We start from the raw sequence: 18,282 nt of genomic DNA on the forward strand, positions 1-18,282 counted from the left end.
ACAGTGCGCATCCACCTCACCCGTTCGGTCCTGTCATTACGTCGACAAACCGTCACCATTTGGCAACGGCAGGTGCGCAACCCGACCTTCGCACGGGGCGGATGGCGCACGTGTGCCCTCGGAGATGCCAGGATGGGGGTATGGCTAAGACCACCACCTCGACCCAGGGGCTGCGCACGGCCATCGAGCGCAGCGGTTACTACCCGAGCCTCGTTGCCGACGCGGTCGAGTCCACGATCGGCACCGAGCCGGTCGACGCTTTCCTGGTGCACCAGGAGACCACGTTCGATTCCAATGAGGTCCGCCGCCACATCACCGTTCTGGTGCTCACACCAGGCCGTTTTCTGGTCAGCCACACCGATGAACACGCACCGGACGACACCTCGCCCACTCCGTACGCGACGACGTCCACCGAGACGGTGCGGATCGACCGCCTGGAGTCGGTCGTGGTCAGTCGCGTCGTGGGCAACCCCGCCGAGTACGTCCAGGGAGCCCCGCCGCGCGAAGCCGTGCTCACCATCGGCTGGGGTGCGGTCGGTCGGATCGACCTCGAACCGGCCGGTTGCGCCGACCCGAACTGTGAGGTCGACCACGGCTACACCGGTTCGCTGACCGCCGACGACCTCTCGCTGCGGGTCAGTGAAGCCGCCGACGGCCCCGAAGCGGTCGAGCGCACCCTGACCTTCGCCCGTGCGCTGTCCGAGGCAGTGGCCGGCATCAACCAGTGAGTGCTTCCGTCTGGTTCGACGAACAACCCCCGGTCCCGCTGCCTCGCTACGGGACCGGGGCGCTGTCCGACCTGCTGCCGTCGATAGCCGCCTCCCTCGGTATGCCGGGGGAGGCGAACACACTCAATCTCGCGCCCGCGCGCGCCGCGTGCGTGTTCCTGATCGACGGCCTGGGCTGGGACCTGCTGCGGGCACACCCGCTGGAGGCGCCGTATCTGCACTCGCTCCTGGGCACCTCGTTCGCGGGCAGCGGCAGGCCGCTGACGGCCGGCTTCCCGGCGACCACCGCGACCAGCCTCGCGTCGTTCGGCACCGGGCTCACCCCCGGCGTGCACGGACTGGTCGGCTACGCCGTGGCGGTGCCGGGCGAGAACCGCCTGATGAACCAGCTGCGCTGGGCCGACGACATCCGCCCGCGGGACTGGCAGCCGTACCCGAGCCTGCTGGAGCGGGCCGCCGCCGCCGGGATCACCGTCGCGCAGGTCAACGACGTCATCTTCGAGCACACCCCGCTGACCAAGGCGGTGCTCGGCGGCGGTCGCTACGTGGGCGCCGAGTTCGGCGAGCCCAGGGTCAAGGGCGTGCACCGGCAACTCGCCCGACCGGGCCCCGTGCTCGTGTACACCTACGCCAGCGAACTCGACCGCTGCGGCCACGGCATGGGCGTCGACTCGCCCGAGTGGCGCGCCGAACTGCGGCGGATCGACGGCGTCGTGCGGGCGATGGCCGAGGGCCTGCCCGCGGATTCGGTCCTGTACGTGACCGCCGACCACGGCATGGTCGACGTGGCTCCCGAGCGGCGCGTCGACGTGGACGGCGACCCCGGTCTGTCCGCCGGTGTCGCCCTCCTCGGCGGCGAGTCCCGGGCGCGGCACGTCTATACCCGTCCGGGCGCGACCAAGGACGTGCACGCGATCTGGGACGACATGCTCGGGGACCAGATGTGGGTGCTCACCCGCGACGAGGCGATCGAGGCGGGCTGGTTCGGGCCGGTCGTCGAGGACCGGGTGCGGGCGCGCATCGGCGACATCGTCGCGGCGGCCTTCGGCGACATCGCGGTGGTGGCCTCCCGTCGCGAACCGGGCGAATCGCGACTCACCGGCGTGCACGGGTCGATGACCTCGGCGGAACAGCTGATTCCGCTTCTGGAGGTGCGCGGCTGAAGCGTGCGCCGAGGACCGGTGAACACCTCCGGTCGCGGCGGGCGGTCCCGTTCACGCCGAAGGGACGGTCTCCGTGCGGAGACCGTCCCTTCGGCACGAACCGAGGCCGGTTCAGGCCTGGTTGCGCTTCTTGGACGCCACGAGCGTGGCAACGCCCGCGGCGGCGGCGAGCAGCAGGACGATCTTGAACAGCTTGCCCATGGAAAAGGATCCCCTCGATGGTCGAACGAAGATGCGTCTCCCGACCGGCAAGGTCGCGGGCGACGCGCCCCATGTGTACGTAGGCGCACGGGAACCCGCCGATCCCGGACCCCGTTTCCGGACGGGAGCCCGTCAAGCTCGACTCTACGTCACCCGTTTGGCTCAAGGGTGGAGTGGTTTCCGGTCGGAGTGGCGGGCCCTGCGCGGGGCGCCGGCCGCGGATTCGCGCCAGGCGGGCTATTGCGGATCATTCGGATTCGACGCCACCGCGATCACGTTGAACACCGCGCCCTGCGCATCCTGCACCGCGGCCACCCGGCCGTACGGCGACTCCTCCGGGCCGCGCAGCACCTTGCCGCCCAGGGTGTCCACCCGGTCCACGGTCTCGTCCGCGTCGCGCACCGCGAAGTACGTCGCCCAGTGCGGCGGCGGGCCGTTCCGCACGCCCGCCACGCCGCCGCGCAGCTCGCCGCCGACATGGAACGTCGCGTAGTCGAAGTCGGCGTCGGACATGTCCTCGTAGGTGAAGTCGAACACCGCTGTGTAGAACTCCTTGGCCCGCGCGCTCTCCGGCGTGTACAGCTCGTTCCACACCACCGCGCCGGGCTCGTTGACCACACCCGCGCCCTTGTGGTCGCCCGCCTGCCACACGCCGAACACGCCGCCGGTCGAGTCGGCGGCCACCGCCATCCGGCCGAACGTCAGCACGTCCGTCGGCGGCACGAGCACCGTGCCGCCGGCCGCGCGGACCCGGTCGATCACCGCATCCGCGTCGTCCGCCGCCAGGTAGGTGGTCCACGCGACGGGCCCCTCCTGTCCGGGCATGCGCCCCATCAGGCCGGCGACCGGGCGACCGCCGAGCGTGCAGGTCGTGTAGTGGCCCACGTCGGCCTGCCCGATCTCCCCCTCCCAGCCGAACAGACCACGATAGAAGGCCAGTCCGGCCTCGACGTCGGGCACGCCCAGATCCACCCAGCACGGCACGCCGGTGGGATACCGCGAGGTCCACTCGCTCATCACTGCCTCCTCGGGCAGATGCCGACAATTCGGGACGATCCGAAACCGATGCTGCCACCAGGGTCGGACATGTGCGCGTCGGTGGCCGCCGCACGAGGCAGGATGCGGGTATGAGTTCCCTGATCAAGGCGGCCGACCTGGCCGCCGCCCTGGAGAGTTCGTCGCCGCCGCTGGTGCTCGACGTCACCTGGCAGCTCGGCGGTCCGCCCGGAATCGACTCCTACCGGATCGCCCACGTACCCGGCGCCCGCTTCGTCGACCTCGCCACGGAGTTGTCCGGACCGCACACCCCCACCGGCGCCGGGGGCCGGCATCCGATGCCGGAGCCGGCCGCGTTCGGCACGGCGATGCGTCGCCTGGGGGTCTCCCCGGAGACCGACGTGGTCGTCTACGACGCGGGCCAGAGTGTCGCCGCGGCGCGTGCGTGGTGGCTGCTGCGCTACTTCGGCCACGACCGGGTGCGGGTGCTCGACGGCGGCTTCGGGGCCTGGACGAACGCGAACCTGCCGGTCACCGACGTGGTGCCGGGGCCCGCCGAGCCCGGCACGTTCGTCCCGCGTCCGGGCGGGATGTCACGGCTGGACGCGGACGAGACCGCGGCGCTGGTGGCCGCCGGCGGCGTGCTGCTGGACGCCCGCGCCGGTGAGCGCTTCCGCGGCGAGACCGAGCCGATCGACGCCAAGGCCGGGCACATCCCCGGCGCGATCAGCGCGCCCGCGACCGAGTACACGCACGCCGACGGCCGGTTCCGCGAACCCGCCGAGCTCAAGGAGTACTTCGCCGCTCGGGGCGCGGTGCACGGTGCGCGGGTCGCCGCGTACTGCGGCTCCGGCGCGACCGCCGCGCACGAGGTGCTCGCGCTGTCCCTGATCGGCGTCCACGCCGCGCTGTACGCCGGATCCTGGAGCGACTGGATCACCGACCCGGACCGCCCGGTGGCCACCGGCGAGTAGCGGGTCCCGCGCCCGTTCGTGGCCGGCAACGAAAGAGCCGAGGGCCCCGTCCGGGCCCTCGGCTCTTCGCGTATCCGTATTCGTCGATCACTCGCGGCGTTTGCGCCTGCTGCCGAACACGATCTCGTCCCAACTGGGCACGGTCGCCCGGCGGCCCGGACGCACGCCGTCCGCCTCGGCCTGCCGGTCGGTGCTGCCGACCAGGCGCTCGCGATGCGGGCCGACCACGCCGCGCGGCACCAGGACGTTCTCGTACGCGCTGCCCGCGCCCGCCGCCGCAGCGGGGGCCTGGGTCTCCTCTTCCTCGATCGGTTCGGCGCGCTCGGGGCGCTCCGGCCGCTCCACGCGTTCGATCCGCTCGCCGCGTTCGACGCGTTCGATCCGCTCCGGGCGTTCGGCGCGCTCGGAGCGCTCGATGCTGCCCACCCGCGGGCGCTCGGCCAGCGCGGTCACGTCGATGCGCATCGGACCGGGGGAGACCGACTGGGTCTGCGGTTCGCCGCGCAGCCCCGGGACCGCGTCCAGCAGGCTGGTGATCGCGTCGTCGTCGCTCTCGCGCGGGATGGTGGCCAGGCGCGGCCGAAACGGGAACGGGGTCTCGGACGCCGCCGGGTGTTCGCCGATCAGCGAACGGGCCTCGTCGTCGTTCGTGGTGACCAGCCGCCGGGGCGGATCGAAGCTCCAACTCGCGGAGCGCATCTCGCCGTCGGCGCGGTAGAGCAGCAGGATCTCCCAGCTGCCGTCGTCACGTCGCCACGAATCCCACTGCACGGACTCGGAGTCCGCGCCGCGCAGGTGCAGGCGTTCGGTGACGATCTCGCCGAGCAGCGGACCGGTGGTCTCGCCCTGACGACGGATGGGCGTCTTGCGGGCGCGCTCGGCCATGAAGGCGCGTTCGGCGAGCACCGGACCCTCGAAACGCCGCACGCGGTCGACCGGGATGCCGGCGAGTTGTGCGACCTCCTCCGCGGTGGCACCGGCCCTTATCCGGGCCTGGATGTCACGCGGACGCAGTTGGCTTTCGACTTCGATCTCGATCTGGCCGAGCCTGGCGCGGTCGCCCCTGACGGCGGCACGGAGCCGTTCGTCGATGGGCAACATGTACTCAGTGCCGTCGGCAGCCTTCAGCACCAACCGTGTGCCGTCGTTGCTGACGGCCACGACACGCAGTTCGGGCATGGGGACCTCCCGGGTGGTGCCTGCCGACGTCACCTGCGTCGTTGCTCCCGCTACGAGTGTGACCTGCCCAGCCTCGGCATGGCCACAACCTGACCGAGTTGTCCGGCGTGTCGGATTTATTACCTGACTGGCCGAATTGCCTTGGTTACACCATTTCGGGTCGATACCGGGGCGGCGCCCCACCCTGACCTCTGCGGTCGGTCGCCTCCCCACTTCGCGCACAGGTCTTTCCGGAACCTCGCGTGAACAGTACTCCATTCGGGGGCTCTACCGGGACACACCGCGCCGCATCGGCGCGTCCCGTTCGGACGAGTCGTTTTCGGCCGTCCGGGGTGATGTCGATCACAAGATTGGGCCGATCGGAACGATGTGGATGGGCTGTTCGGTCGTAACCAGGGTGAAGTCCTGTTTTTCATGATTAACCACCGTCCGAGTTCGGACGGGCAAGGAAAGTGATGCCGGAAAGGGCCGAGAATGAACGTCGCCGGATCGATGTCAACGCGGTGCAGGTCGTGGGCAGTGCCCTGGCGGCCATCTCCTCGGCGTTCCTGCTCTCCACGCTCGGCGTCGCCGGGACCGTGATCGGCGCCGCGCTCGCGAGTGTGGTCGCCACGGTCGGGAGCGCGGTCTACGTGCACCTGTTCCGGCGCACCGGCGAGCAACTGCGCGACGTGCGGGCGACGCTGAGCCCGCCGCACGAGGGCGGGCCGAGCCCGGACCCCGCCGCGGTGCCGAATCGGCCCACCGGCGTGGCCGAACGACGGCAGGCGTTCGACGAGACGGTGCTGCTGCCGGTCGGCGACTACGAGCGCCTCGATCCGGACGCGGGTGCGCCGGGCGGAGCGTCCCGGGCCGACGCCGCCCGGACCCAGGCCCCGCCCGGCGACGTCGGCGACCGGCGGGTGTGGCTCGGCCGATCGTTGGTGGGAGCCGTGCTCGTGTTCGTCGTGGCGATGGGCGTCGTGACGCTCGCCGAGACCGCGATCGGGCGCTCGTTCGCCAGCCTGTTCGGCCACGGTGACGGCGGCGGCTCGACCATCTCGCGGATCGTCGACGATCGGCCCGCCCGGCACGACCCGCCCAAGCCCCCGACCGGGTCGACCCCGAACCCGACCGGCACAGGTACATCGACGCCCACCCGCGGCCCGGACACCGGGGACAAGGGCACGTCGGGCGAGCACGGCGGCGACGGCGCGACCTCGGTGCCCTCGACCACCCCGACCACCCGCCCGAGCAACACCCCCACACCCGACCCGACCGGCTCCCGGCCGCCGGCCACGGCCCCGCCCGCGACCACGCCGCCCGGCGGCGCGGCGAACGGCGGAGCGGGCAACGGCGGAGCGGCGGCGGGCAACGACGCCGGCGGCACCGGTCAGGGCGCGGCGAAGTCCGACCCGAAGTCGAACGCCGGCTCCGGGTCGTAACGCGGTCGGCTGGCGTCGCGGCTCAGTCGCCCAGCACCCGACGCAGATAGTCGTTGCCGAAGCGGCGCTCCGGATCCACCCGGTTCCGGAGCGCCGTGAAGTCGGCGAACCTCGGGTAGAGCTTGGCGAAGTAATCCGCGTCGCGGGTGTGCATCTTGCCCCAGTGCGGGCGCCCGCCGTGCCCGACCATGATTTTCTCGACCTCGGTGAAGTACCGCTCGTGCGGCGTGCCCTTGTACATGTGCACCGCGATGTAGGCGGTGTCGCGGCCGTACGCCGTGGACATCCACAGATCGTCCGCCGGAGCCACCCGCACCTCGACCGGGAAGCTGATCGGCAGACCGGCGGCCTCGACGAACGCGCGCACCTCGGCCAGCGCCGACGTCGCCGCCTCGCGCGGCAGGGCGTACTCCATCTCGATGAAGCGCACCCGGCGCGGACTGGTGAACACCTTGTGCGAGGTGTCCGAGTAGGTCCGCGCCGACAACGCGCGGCTGGACAACCGCGCGATCGAGGGCACCGTCCTGGGCGCCAGCCTGCCCACCCGGCAGGCGAGCGAGAACACGCCGTTGGACAACAACTCGTCGTCCAACAGGAAACGTGCCTTCGAAAGCGGCTTCGCCGGTCCCTCGATCCGGTTGTTGCGCTTCACGTTGCAGTTGTCCGTGTGCGGAAACCAATAGAACTCGAAATGCTCGTTGTCGGCGCACAGCGCATCGAAGTCCGCCAGCACCGCGTCGAACTTCATCGGCTCCTCGCGCGCCTCCAACAGGAAGCTCGGCTCCACCGCGAACGTCAGCGCGGTCACGATGCCCAGCGCGCCCAGGCCCACCCGGGCGCCCGCGAACAGTTCCGCGTTCTCGGTCGGCGAGCACGTGGTGATCTCGCCGTCCGCCAGCACGATCTCCATGCCCCGGATCTGCGCGGCCAACGAGCCGGACGCCCGCCCGGTGCCGTGCGTGCCGGTCGAGGTGGCGCCCGCCAGGCTCTGCACCGCGATGTCGCCCATGTTGGCGAGCGCCAGGCCGTAGCCGGTGAGCAGCGTGTTGAAGTCGCTCAGTCGCATCCCGGACCCGACCGTGACGGTGCCCGCCGCACGGTCGAGCGCGTGCACCTCGGTCAGCCCCTCCGGCCGGATCTGCACCCCGTCGGTGACCGCGACCGACGTGAAGGAGTGCCCCGCGCCGACGGCCTTGACCGCGAGACCCTGCCCCGCGGCCCGCCGCACGGCGGCCGAGATCTCCTCGGCGGACCTCGGGGTCAGCACCGAGTGCGGCCGGGCGGACTGGTTCCCGGCCCAGTTCCGCCAGGCGGGGGGCGTCTTGGAGACGGCGGGGGTGGCGCTGCTCAACGGGTTCCTCCTGGGGTCGCCGTGGGATCAGCCGGACATTACTCGCCGGTCATCGGACCGGGAAGGGGTCGCGCACGGTTGCGCCGCAACTCACGCCGTGCGGGCGGGGGTGTCGGGCACCGCGGGGCCGGCGATGCGAGGATCACAGGCATGCACGCGACCCGGGCCCTCGACCCCACTCCGTTCGACGCCCTCCTGGTGCTCTCCTTCGGCGGCCCGGAGGCCCCCGACGAGGTGCTCCCGTTCCTGGAGAACGTGACCGCGGGACGCGGGGTGCCCCGCGAACGCCTCCAGGAGGCCGCCGGCCACTACGCGCACTTCGGCGGGGCCAGCCCGATCAACGCGCACAACCGCGCCCTGATCGCCGCGGTCGAGGCCGACTTCGCCGCGCACGACGTGCGGCTGCCGGTGTACTGGGGCAACCGCAACTGGCGCCCGTATCTGGCGGACACCGTGCGGCGGATGGCCGACGACGGGATCCGCCGCGCCGCGGTCCTGGTGACCAGCGCCTACGCGTCCTACTCGGGGTGCGCGCAGTATCACGAGAACCTGCTCGAAGCCCGAGCCGAAGTCGGCGATCACGCCCCCCGGTTCGACAAGCTGCGGCACTTCTTCAACCACCCCGGCTTCGTCGAGCCGCTGGTGGACCACGTGGTGGCCGCGCTGGCCGAACTGCCCGAGCCGGTACGGGACGGCGCCCGACTGGTGATGGTCACCCACTCGATCCCCACGGTCACCGCACGCACCGCGGGCCCGGCAGGCGGTGGCTACGTCGCACAACACCGGGAGACCGCCCGCCTGGTCGCCGAGGGCGTCGCACGGGTGCTCGGGCGCGAGCACGACTGGGACCTGGTGTACTCCAGCCGCAGCGGCCCGCCGCAGGTGCCGTGGCTGGAGCCGGACGTCAACGACCACCTCGTGGAACTGGGCGGCAATGACGAGGTGCCGGCGGTGGTGCTGGTGCCGATCGGGTTCCTGTCCGACCACATGGAGGTGGTCTACGACCTGGACGTGGAGGCCGCCGCGACCGCCGCGCGGATCGGGCTGCCGGTGAGCCGGGCCGCGACCACCGGCGCCGACCCCAGGTTCGCCGGCGCGGTGCGCGAACTGGTGCTGGAACGCGCCGCCGCGGTGCGCGGCGAGACGCCCGCGCGCTGTGCGCTCGGTGCGCTCGGCGCCGCGCACGACGTGTGCCCGGTCGGTTGTTGCCCCGACCCGCGGGCGCTGCGCGCGGACCCGGAGGCGGCCGCCCGGGCGCCCCGCGGGGCGGCCCTGCTGGGATAGTTCCGCCGGCAGGATGGACCCATGACGATCGACACCGCGGAACTCCTGGCCATCGCTCGCGATGCGGCCCGGCACACCGGCGGCTTCCTGTTGCACGAGCGTCCCGCCGACCTCGGCGTCGCGGCGACCAAGAGCAGCCCCACCGACGTGGTCACCGAGATGGACACGGCCGCGGAGAAGCTGATCATCGAACGCATCCGCGCACACCGACCGGACGACGGCTTCCTCGGCGAGGAGGGCGACGCGAGTGCGGGCAGCAGCGGCGTGCGCTGGGTGATCGACCCGATCGACGGCACCGTGAACTACCTGTACGACCTGCCCGGCTGGTGCGTGTCGATCGCCGCCGAGACGGTGGAGGGCACCCTGCTGGGGGTGGTCGAGGTGCCGGTGGTCGGCGAGACCTTCCACGCCGTGCGCGGCGGCGGCGCCTACCGCAACGGCAGGCCGATCCACTGCCGCCCCGCGACCCCCTCGGCCCGGGCGCTGGTGGCGACCGGATTCGGGTACACCGTCGAGCGGCGCACCCGGCAGGCCGCGGTGATCGGCGCGCTGCTGCCGCGCGTGCGCGACGTGCGGCGGGGCGGTTCGGCCGCGATCGACCTGTGCTCGGTGGCCGCGGGCCGGGTGGACGCCTACTACGAGCGCGGCCTGAACCCCTGGGACGTCGCGGCGGGCGCGCTGATCGCCCGCGAGGCCGGCGCCGAGGTGATCGAGGACCTGTGGCCCGAGCCCGACGGGTCGAGCCTGTGCCTGGCCGCGCCGGCCGGGCTGCGCGCCGAGTTCGAGGCCGCCCTGGCCGCTCTGCACGCGTAGATCCGGAGCATGCGCGAGGCCCGGATCCTTCGATCCGGGCCTCGTGACCCTCGCCCCGACAGCCGAACCCCCGGCGTCCGCTCGGGGACCTCGCCGGGGGAAAGAAACCGGTGCGCCTGTGGTTCGGGTGGTGTCGCGGTGGGTCAGGCGCTCTCGGGAAGCACCCGCACGCCGTGCTCCGATGCCATCCGCAGGAGGTCGTCCAACTCGGACTGTTCGACCTCGACGAGGAAATCGTCGCCGGTGTCGCACGCCTGCTTCAGTGCCTGTTCGGTCTCACGTATGCGTCGCAGTACGCCGGCCGTGAATTCGTCCATAAGGCCGCCCCAATGTCACTCGTCGTCGCCGGTTTCGGTTGTCCTACCCCCCGTGCGTCGCCGGGGAAACCACCGATCCCGGCCTTTGGCGACGCCCGATCCAGGGGTCTGACCAGGGGACTTTCCTGCCCAACGGCGCAGTGTCGGACTTTCCGGGGCGTACCGGAATCCTTCCCTCCCTCGGGGGGTGCCGTAACGTCCGAGACCCGACCGACTCGACGGCCCCGTCCCGCCCGCCCGGACCGCCGGTCGGCTTACCGGGGCTTTACCGGGGTGCGGGGGAAGATGGACAACGGATGCATCCCCTTTCTTCGAGCAGGAGGCACAGCCGGTGCGGGTTCTCGTAGTCGAGGACGAGCAGCTCCTGGCGGACGCGGTCGCGACCGGGTTGCGCCGGGAAGCGATGGCCGTCGACGTCGTGTACGACGGGGAGGCGGCGCTGGAGCGGATCGCCGTCAACGACTACGACGTGGTGGTGCTCGACCGGGATCTGCCGATCGTGCACGGCGACGACGTGTGCCGGGCGGTGGTGGAGACCGGTATTCCGATGCGGGTGCTGATGCTCACCGCGGCCGGCGACGTCAGCGATCGAGTCGAGGGTCTGGAGTTGGGGGCGGACGACTATCTGCCCAAGCCGTTCGCCTTCAGCGAGCTGATCGCCCGGGTGCGCGCGCTCGGGCGGCGGGCCGTCTCCCCGCTGCCGCCGGTGCTGGAGCGGGCCGGTATCCGGCTCGACCCGAACCGGCGCGAGGTGCTGCGCGAGGGCGTCCCGGTGCACCTTTCGCCCAAGGAGTTCGCGGTGCTGGACGTGCTGATGCGCGCCGACGGGGCCGTGGTCTCGGCCGAGCAACTGCTCGAGAAGGCCTGGGACGAGAACACCGATCCGTTCACCAACGTCGTCCGGGTCACCGTCATGACGCTGCGCCGCAAGCTCGGCGAGCCGCCCGTCATCCTGACGGTGCCCGGCGCCGGATACCGCATTTGAGGACCGCCATGAACGACAGCTCTCGGGCCGTCCCGGCGGAAGCCGGAAGTACCGCAGCCGGCTCCGCGAAGCCGGCCGCAGGCGCCTCGACCGCGCCCGCGAAGCCGGGTCCGGCACCTGCGAAGCCGGCCCCGGCGCCGGCCGGGCCGGGTCCGGCACCCACGACGCCCGCCCCGGCGCCGGGGAAGCCTGCCGCGGCCCCCGCGAAGCCGGGCCCGGCGCCCAAGCCCGGTCCACCGCCACGCCCGGGCCGGCCGCCCCAGCCGCCGCGTCCCAGTGGGCCGCCGGGCGCACCGCCCAAGCCCAATCGCGAGCCCGCCCGCGACCTCGTCCGCGACCCGCAGCGCCCGACCGCGGGCGGCCGGCGACTGATCCTGGGCCGGGACGCCGACGACGCGGCGGAGATGTCCCGGCTGTCACGGATGGCCCCCTCGCAGCTGCCCGCGCTGCTGCGCTCCACCATCAAGATGCGACTGACCGCGCTGTACGGCGGAATGTTCCTGATCGCCGGGGTGCTGCTGCTCGGTACCGTCTACCTGCTCGTACGGCAGAGCCTGACCGAGGGCCGGCTGAATCTCAGCCTGGCGCCGAACACGTTGATGACCATCAACGGCGTGCCGATGACGCCCGAGCAGTTCGAGCAGTGGCAGACCATCCAGCAGATCCACCAGCGCGACGCCGCGCTGAACTCGCTGCTCCAGCAGTCGCTGCTGGCGCTGCTGCTGCTGTCGGTGATCGCCTTCGGGTTCGGGTACGTGATGGCGGGCCGGGTGTTGCGCCCACTGGAGCGGATCACCTCGATCGCCCGCGAGGTGGCCGGATCCAACCTGCACCGGCGGATCGACCTGGACGGGCCGGACGACGAGTTCAAGGAGCTCGCGGACACCTTCGACGACATGCTCGACCGGCTGGATCGTTCGCTGGAGTCGCAACGCAAGTTCGTCGCGAACGCGTCGCACGAGTTGCGCACGCCGCTGGCGATCAACCGCACCCTGCTGGAGGTCGCGCTCGGCGATCCGGAGGCGTCCGTCGAGCTCAAGCAACTCGGCAAGACCCTGCTGGCCACCAACGAGCGCAGCGAGGGCCTGATCGAGGGCCTGCTGCTGCTGGCCCGCAGCGACAACGAGCTGACCGAGCGCAAGCCGGTGGATCTGGCCGAGGTGGCCCGCCGTGCGGTGGACCAGACCGGCGCGGAAGCCGCCGAGCGCAAGGTGACCCTGCACGACGAGCTCGGTCCCGCCGTGCTCCAGGGCAACGGCGTGCTGTTGGAGCGGGTCGCGATGAACCTGATCCAGAACGCGGTGCGCTACAACCGGCCCGACGGCACGGTCGACATCTCCACCGAGTCCACCGCGGGTGTCGCGGTGCTCACCGTGGTCAACACCGGGCCGGTGGTGCCCGGCTACGAGGTGGACAACATGTTCGAGCCGTTCCGGCGGCTGCGCACGGAGCGGATCGCCAGCGACAAGGGCGTGGGGCTCGGGTTGTCCATCGTGCGCTCGATCGTGCGCGCGCACGGCGGCTGGATCGAGGTCGAGCCGCACGAAGAGGGAGGCCTGATGATGCGGATCGGCTTCCCGGCGGGCTGATCGACGGCGGCGGCCGGCCCGGTGCGGACGGCCGCCGCGGCCCGATTTCGTCGTACGTACGTACGAGAGTCGTGGATCACATTTCCGTCTTGGGGTGGAACCAACCTACGCTGTCGTAAGTTACGGAATCGTAGGGACGCGTCGTGCGGGCGATGCACAGCGTTGTCCTCCGTGTCTGCCGCTGTACGACGTTGTCTGCCTATGCCCTGGAGAGCCGATGAACCTTCTCGCCCCCGCCCCGACCGGTGAGCACCTGCTTCGCGAGTTGGAGCAGGTCGTCGCCGTCGAGCTGGACCGCCACCTCTCGGTGGCCAAGGAGTGGTTCCCGCACGAGTACGTGCCGTGGAGCGCCGGTCGCGACTTCGACGGCGTGCTCGGCGGTGAGGCGTGGAGCCCGGAGGAGTCCGGCCTCACCGACGTCGGCCGGATAGCGCTGACGCTGAACCTGCTGACCGAGGACAACCTGCCCAGCTACCACTACGAGATCGCGGCGATGTTCGGCCGCGACGGCGCGTGGGGCACCTGGGTGCACCGCTGGACCGCGGAGGAGGGCCGGCACGGCATCGCGATCCGCGACTACCTGATGGCCGCCCGCGCGGTGGACCCGGTCGCGCTGGAGCGCTCGCGGATGGAACACATGGAGGCCGGCTATCAGGGCGACCACATGGACAATCCGCTGCACGTGATCGCCTACGTGACCTTCCAGGAGCTGGCCACCCGGGTCTCGCACCGCAACTCGGGCCGCACGTGTGGCGACCCGATCGCCGAGCAGCTGCTCGCGAAGGTGGCCACGGACGAGAACCTGCACATGGTCTTCTACCGCAACCTGCTCAAGGCGGCCTTCGAGATCGCCCCGGACCAGGCGATGCGCGCGGTCACCGAGATGGTCACCGACTTCCGGATGCCCGGGCACGGGATCAGCGGCTTCGAGCGCGCGGCGGCCAAGCTCGCGGTGGGCGGCGTGTACAACCTGCCGATCCACCAGAACGACGTGATCCTGCCGGTGCTGCGCAACCTCAAGATCATGGAGCGCACGGACCTGGGCCCGGAGGGCGAGAAGGCCCGTGAGGAGCTCGCGCTGTTCCTCGGCGGCCTGGACTCCCAGGTCGTGCGCTTCGAGGAGCGCCGGCTCGCTCTGGAGGCCCGCAAGGCGGCCAACCGCCGCTGAGCGGGACCCCCGCCCGAACCTGCCCGGGCCCGCCGCCCCCTCGGGGACGGCGGGCCCGGGCACGTGCGCGCCGGCTCAGCGCTTGCGGGCGGACCCGCCGAGCGACTCCCGGAAGCCGACCTTGCCGCCCATCCGCAACACCGCGCCCTCGTACATCCGGGCCGCGAGCCGGACCAGGCCCACCAGTGCGAGCAGCGCGATCGCGAGGGCGGCCAGGTTCTCCGCCACGGAGACCTCGTCCGCCGCGGTCAGGACCGGTTGCAGCATCGCCGAGAACGGCGGCACATACGCCAGCACCTGGGCGAGCGTGCCGCCCTTCTGGCCGAGGAAGACGGCGGCCAGGAACGAGGCGATCAGCAGCGAGGTCATCGGCGTGATGACGTTCTGCAGGTCCTCCTGGCGCGAGACCCGGGCTGCGGCGGCGGCGAACATGCACGCGTAGATCGCGTAGCCCACCACGAACCACAGCAGCACCAGCGCCACCGGATAGACCATGTCGCCGGTCGGCTCGATCGTGCCCAGCGCGGACGCGGCGACCAGCCCGACCACCGCGGTGACCAGCATCTGGAGCAGGCCCAGCAGGCCGATCCCGAGGATCTTGCCGGTCAGCAGCGCGCGGGCGGGCACGGTCGCGAGCAGGATCTCCACGATCCGGCTGGACTTCTCCTCGACCACACCGCTCGCCACCCACATGCAGAACAGCATGAGCATGCCGTAGAGCACGAGGGTGCCGATGAAGGCGATGCCCTTGCGCGCGTCGCGCTGGTCGGCGTCCGGATCCAGGGTGGTCCGGGGCATCGGCGCGATCGCCGAGGCCTGGTTCACCGCGCCCGGGTCGATGCCCGCCGCGTGCAGGCGCAGGTCCCGCTCCACGGTGGCCCATGAGCTCTGCAGGACGGCCGCCAGCGGGTCGGCCAGCTCGCTGTCCACCAGGATCCGGCCATCGTCCACGACCGCGTCCAGCTTTCCGTCCGCGAGCGCCTTCTCGGCCGCCGCGCGGTCGGCGACGGAGCCGACCCGCACGTCCACGTCCAGCAGCGTCGCCTGCCGCTGCGCGGTCTGCGCCAGTTGCGTCTGCTGCGGGCCGAGGAAGGCCACGTCGTACTTGTCCGAGCCGCCGCCGAGCGCGGCCGGGATGGCCACCGACGCGAGCAGGATCGCCAACATCACCCCGACCGAGATCTGAAAGCCCCGGTCCCGGATGCGCTCGGTGAACTCGCGGCGCGCGACCAGGCGCACGGCGGACCAAAACGTGCTGCCGCCGGTGCTCACGCGCCGACCTCCGTCCCGTTGACGACCTCGCGGAAGAGTTCGGCGAGCGAGGGGGTCGCGGGCGCGAAGGCCAGCACCCGGCCCGCCGCCCGGGCCGCGTCGAGCAGCACCTGCTCGCTCGTCCCGGCAAGCAGTTCGACCAGCACCGTGTCGTCCTGCGCGGAGAGCATCTTCAGCCCGGTGACCTCCTCCGCCCAGTCCGTCGGTGCCTGGGCGAGCCGCACCCGGTAGCGCACGGCGCGGTCGTCCCCGCGCAGCTCGGCGACGGTGCCGACGGCGTGCATGCGTCCGTTGTTGATGATCCCCACCGCGTCGCACAGCGACTCGACCAGTTCCAGCTGATGGCTGGAGAAGACCACCGAGGCACCCGCGGCGGTGCGCTCGCGCAGCACGCCGGCCATCACGTCCACACCGACCGGGTCGAGGCCGGAGAACGGCTCGTCCAAAACCAGCAGCTCCGGCTCGTGCACGAGCGCGGCGGCCAGCTGGACCCGCTGCTGATTGCCCAACGAGAGGGTCTCCAGCCGGTCCGCGGGCCCGCCCGCGACCTGGAGCCGGTCCAGCCAGCGCTCGGCCGACTCGTGCGCCCGGACGCGGGTCATCCCGTGCAGCTCGGCCAGGTAGACCAGCTGATCCCGGATGCGCATCTTCGGATACAGGCCACGCTCTTCGGGCATGTAGCCCCAGCGTCGCCGCACGCCGCGGTCCACCGGCGCACCGCGCCAGCGGATCTCGCCCGCGTCCGGCGCCAACACGCCCAGCGCAATGCGCATGGTCGTGGTCTTGCCGGCACCGTTGGTGCCGACGAAACCAAACATTTGGCCCGGTTGTACGGTCAGTGAGAGGTCGTCGAGGACGACCTTTTCACCGAACCGTTTGTCCAGGCCGGCCAACTCGAGCACAACACTCCCCGTGTGATTCCCAGCCCCCGTGTCGCACTTATATACGGGGCCGAACGGGGCCTTCAAACCGCAGCGGACGTGTGCGATCCGACACACCCCGGCGGCCCCGGGACCACGCGCCGGTCAGTCGATCCGCCGCAGATCCCGACGGAAACGGCGACCGTTCTCGACGTAACTGCGCACCGCCTCCGCGAACGCGCCCGGCGGAACGGCGTTCTCACGAATCTTCGCCGGCACCCCCAGCGCCATCGCGTAGGACGGCACCTCGATCCGATTTCCGACCACCGCACCCGCTCCCACCAGGGCACCTGTGCGCACCACGGCCTGATGCATGACCACCGCGCCGTTGCCGACCAGGCAACGATCCTCGATCACGCAGCCCTCCAAATGCACAATGTGACCGATCACGCACTCGTCGCCCACTACCGTCGGCCACGGCGCCGTCGTATGCAGTACACACCCGTCCTGGACCGACGTGCGCTCGCCGATCACGATCCGGCCGTGATCGGCGCGCAGTACGGCCCCCGGCCACACCGTAGAATCCGCGCCGATCTCCACGCTGCCGATCACGACCGCATCCGGGTGCACATAAGCATCGGGGTGCACCTTGGGTATTTGATCACCCAGCGCGTAGACCGTCACGATTCCTCCTGGTTGTGCAGGGCGGTACGGGGTTACAGTGGCCCCCCATCCAACCAAGTCACCTCTTTGGGGGTTCGGTTGGGTGTCGATTGCGTAACGAGCCTTGATGTAAGGCAAAATCTGCGCTTCGGGTCGGGCACAACTCCGGCCCCTCGCGCGTTACGTGCGCTGAAGGCATCGTCCACGAAGGTCCTCGGGCGATGTCGCACGATTGAGCACCGCAGATCCACCCGGAGGGGGAGAGGTACATGGCAACCGACTACGACACCCCGCGTAAGACCGATGACGACATCAACGAAGACAGCATCGAGGAACTGAAGGCTCGGCGCGTGGACAAGTCGGCCGGTTCGGTCGACGTCGACGAGTTCGAGCAGGCCGAGTCTCTCGAGCTTCCCGGTGCGGACCTCTCCAATGAGGAGCTGTCCGTCCGGGTCGTCCCGAAGCAGGCCGACGAATTCACGTGCTCCAGCTGCTTCCTGGTGCACCACCGCAGCCAGCTGGCCAAGGAGAAGGACGGCCAGGCGATCTGCAGCGACTGCGCCTGATCGTGTGCGGTCGAGGACGACCGGCGATGAACGGCAACCCTGCACACGCCATACGGGTATCGGCAGGAGTTGGACCGTGGACGTTCGCCGAGCGTCCTTGAACGCGAGAACACGATACGAAGGCGTGGGAAGTGATGAAGCCGCACGCATGACGTACGAAGTCGAACGTCCGCCGACGCACCGGCGGGCGTTCTTGACTGTCCGGTGGCCGGTTCGGCGCCGGACGATCGGCTCACCCCCGGCTCGCGCGAGCCGGGATCGAGCCCGTCCGCGACGCGGTCAGGCGCGGGCGCGCAGCGCGGCCACGACGTCGACCAGACGTTGCGGGTTGCGCGAGGACAGATAGAGATAGGGCGTGGGGTCGGCCGGATCGGTGACCTCGATCCTCGCCGCTCCCGGGATGTACGCGCGCAGCAGCATGAACGCGCGCGGATCCGCGTTCTCCATCCGCAGCGAGCGGGCCTGCTCGGGGTCGAGCGCGACGCCCGCACCGAGCGCGGTCAGCGGAATCGTGGCCCGACCCGCCGACAGCTCGGTCTCGGTCACGGTGATCCGTGCCGCGCCGTAGGCGGCGGTGCCCCACGCCGTCAGGGCGCCCAGGGCCAGCGCGAGCACGAAGGCCGCCGCGATCCCGAAGGCCAGGCCCACCAGCCCGCCCGAGACGGCCATCAGGACGGTCAGGGCCCACCAGGAGGCCGGCACGCCGAGTCGTTCGCTGTACGCCTGCATGGCACCAGCCTGTCATGCGC

Annotated in this window: 18 protein-coding genes; 10 read left to right on the plus strand and 8 right to left on the minus strand. The window is 71.3% G+C overall.

Translation table 11 applies throughout. The annotated features are described in order from the left end of the window. The first annotated feature begins 140 nt into the window (after window positions 1-140). Both ACFZBU_RS02970 and ACFZBU_RS02975 read left to right on the plus strand, forming a co-directional pair. Entirely contained in the window at window positions 141-728 is a 588-nt protein-coding gene (locus tag ACFZBU_RS02970) for a DUF5998 family protein (protein ID WP_020555835.1), read from the plus strand. Beyond that, window positions 725-1,891 (plus strand): alkaline phosphatase family protein, encoded by a 1,167-nt coding sequence (locus ACFZBU_RS02975; protein WP_391581679.1) that lies wholly within the window; start codon window positions 725-727, stop codon window positions 1,889-1,891. The genes ACFZBU_RS02970 and ACFZBU_RS02975 overlap by 4 nt, the downstream gene beginning before the upstream one ends. A gap of 438 nt (window positions 1,892-2,329) precedes the next feature. On the opposite strand, the gene ACFZBU_RS02980 is transcribed toward ACFZBU_RS02975, so the two are convergent. Continuing rightward, window positions 2,330-3,109: a VOC family protein gene (locus ACFZBU_RS02980; protein ID WP_391581680.1), complete on the minus strand. Its 780-nt coding sequence runs from the start codon at window positions 3,107-3,109 to the stop codon at window positions 2,330-2,332. Between the two features lie 110 nt (window positions 3,110-3,219). Between ACFZBU_RS02980 and ACFZBU_RS02985 the strand changes: the two genes are divergently transcribed. Continuing rightward, window positions 3,220-4,062, plus strand: a complete 843-nt coding sequence (locus tag ACFZBU_RS02985; protein WP_391581681.1) for a sulfurtransferase — start codon at window positions 3,220-3,222, stop codon at window positions 4,060-4,062. 87 nt (window positions 4,063-4,149) lie between these two features. Here ACFZBU_RS02985 and sepH read toward each other — a convergent pair whose 3' ends face one another. Next, window positions 4,150-5,274: a septation protein SepH gene (gene sepH / locus ACFZBU_RS02990; protein WP_391581683.1), complete on the minus strand. Its 1,125-nt coding sequence runs from the start codon at window positions 5,272-5,274 to the stop codon at window positions 4,150-4,152. A gap of 422 nt (window positions 5,275-5,696) precedes the next feature. Between sepH and ACFZBU_RS02995 the strand changes: the two genes are divergently transcribed. Continuing rightward, entirely contained in the window at window positions 5,697-6,665 is a 969-nt protein-coding gene (locus ACFZBU_RS02995; RefSeq protein ID WP_391581684.1) for a hypothetical protein, read from the plus strand. A gap of 22 nt (window positions 6,666-6,687) precedes the next feature. Here ACFZBU_RS02995 and ACFZBU_RS03000 read toward each other — a convergent pair whose 3' ends face one another. Further along, entirely contained in the window at window positions 6,688-8,016 is a 1,329-nt protein-coding gene (locus tag ACFZBU_RS03000; protein ID WP_391581685.1) for a D-arabinono-1,4-lactone oxidase, read from the minus strand. 150 nt (window positions 8,017-8,166) lie between these two features. On the opposite strand from ACFZBU_RS03000, the gene ACFZBU_RS03005 reads away from it, so the two are divergent. Continuing rightward, window positions 8,167-9,300 carry a ferrochelatase gene (locus ACFZBU_RS03005; protein WP_391581686.1) on the plus strand — a complete coding sequence of 378 codons (1,134 nt, stop codon included), beginning with the start codon at window positions 8,167-8,169 and terminating at the stop codon, window positions 9,298-9,300. A 21-nt stretch (window positions 9,301-9,321) separates the two neighbouring features. After that, window positions 9,322-10,113 (plus strand): inositol monophosphatase family protein, encoded by a 792-nt coding sequence (locus ACFZBU_RS03010; protein WP_391581687.1) that lies wholly within the window; start codon window positions 9,322-9,324, stop codon window positions 10,111-10,113. A gap of 143 nt (window positions 10,114-10,256) precedes the next feature. On the opposite strand, the gene ACFZBU_RS03015 is transcribed toward ACFZBU_RS03010, so the two are convergent. Further along, a complete protein-coding gene (locus ACFZBU_RS03015; RefSeq protein WP_020555845.1) occupies window positions 10,257-10,430 on the minus strand; it encodes a hypothetical protein in 174 nt (57 codons plus the stop codon). A gap of 331 nt (window positions 10,431-10,761) precedes the next feature. Here ACFZBU_RS03015 and ACFZBU_RS03020 point away from each other — a divergent pair, with 331 nt between their 5' ends. From ACFZBU_RS03020 to ACFZBU_RS03030, 3 genes are all read left to right on the plus strand, one after another. Beyond that, window positions 10,762-11,415 (plus strand): response regulator transcription factor, encoded by a 654-nt coding sequence (locus ACFZBU_RS03020; protein WP_020555846.1) that lies wholly within the window; start codon window positions 10,762-10,764, stop codon window positions 11,413-11,415. A gap of 8 nt (window positions 11,416-11,423) precedes the next feature. Beyond that, window positions 11,424-13,004 (plus strand): sensor histidine kinase, encoded by a 1,581-nt coding sequence (locus ACFZBU_RS03025; protein WP_391581688.1) that lies wholly within the window; start codon window positions 11,424-11,426, stop codon window positions 13,002-13,004. Between the two features lie 217 nt (window positions 13,005-13,221). Then, entirely contained in the window at window positions 13,222-14,172 is a 951-nt protein-coding gene (locus tag ACFZBU_RS03030) for an acyl-ACP desaturase (protein ID WP_391581689.1), read from the plus strand. A 75-nt stretch (window positions 14,173-14,247) separates the two neighbouring features. On the opposite strand, the gene ACFZBU_RS03035 is transcribed toward ACFZBU_RS03030, so the two are convergent. From ACFZBU_RS03035 to ACFZBU_RS03045, 3 genes are all read right to left on the minus strand, one after another. Further along, on the minus strand, window positions 14,248-15,444 hold the full coding sequence (locus tag ACFZBU_RS03035) for an ABC transporter permease (protein WP_391581690.1): 1,197 nt from the start codon (window positions 15,442-15,444) through the stop codon (window positions 14,248-14,250). After that, window positions 15,441-16,346, minus strand: coding sequence for an ABC transporter ATP-binding protein (locus ACFZBU_RS03040; RefSeq protein ID WP_391581691.1), 906 nt, complete (start codon window positions 16,344-16,346; stop codon window positions 15,441-15,443). Before ACFZBU_RS03040 ends, ACFZBU_RS03035 begins: the two co-directional genes overlap by 4 nt. A gap of 123 nt (window positions 16,347-16,469) precedes the next feature. Next, complete coding sequence (locus tag ACFZBU_RS03045; RefSeq protein WP_391581692.1) at window positions 16,470-16,988, minus strand: gamma carbonic anhydrase family protein; 519 nt, start codon at window positions 16,986-16,988, stop codon at window positions 16,470-16,472. 248 nt (window positions 16,989-17,236) lie between these two features. Between ACFZBU_RS03045 and ACFZBU_RS03050 the strand changes: the two genes are divergently transcribed. Further along, the gene (locus ACFZBU_RS03050; RefSeq protein ID WP_020555852.1) at window positions 17,237-17,533 is read left to right on the plus strand and encodes a DUF4193 domain-containing protein; all 297 of its coding nucleotides are present in this window, start codon (window positions 17,237-17,239) and stop codon (window positions 17,531-17,533) included. A gap of 279 nt (window positions 17,534-17,812) precedes the next feature. Here ACFZBU_RS03050 and ACFZBU_RS03055 read toward each other — a convergent pair whose 3' ends face one another. Then, complete coding sequence (locus tag ACFZBU_RS03055; protein WP_391581693.1) at window positions 17,813-18,262, minus strand: DUF3093 domain-containing protein; 450 nt, start codon at window positions 18,260-18,262, stop codon at window positions 17,813-17,815. Window positions 18,263-18,282: the final 20 nt, after the last annotated feature.

The sequence above is a fragment of the Embleya sp. NPDC008237 genome, assembly GCF_042956465.1.
Taxonomy (GTDB): Bacteria; Actinomycetota; Actinomycetes; order Streptomycetales; family Streptomycetaceae; genus Embleya.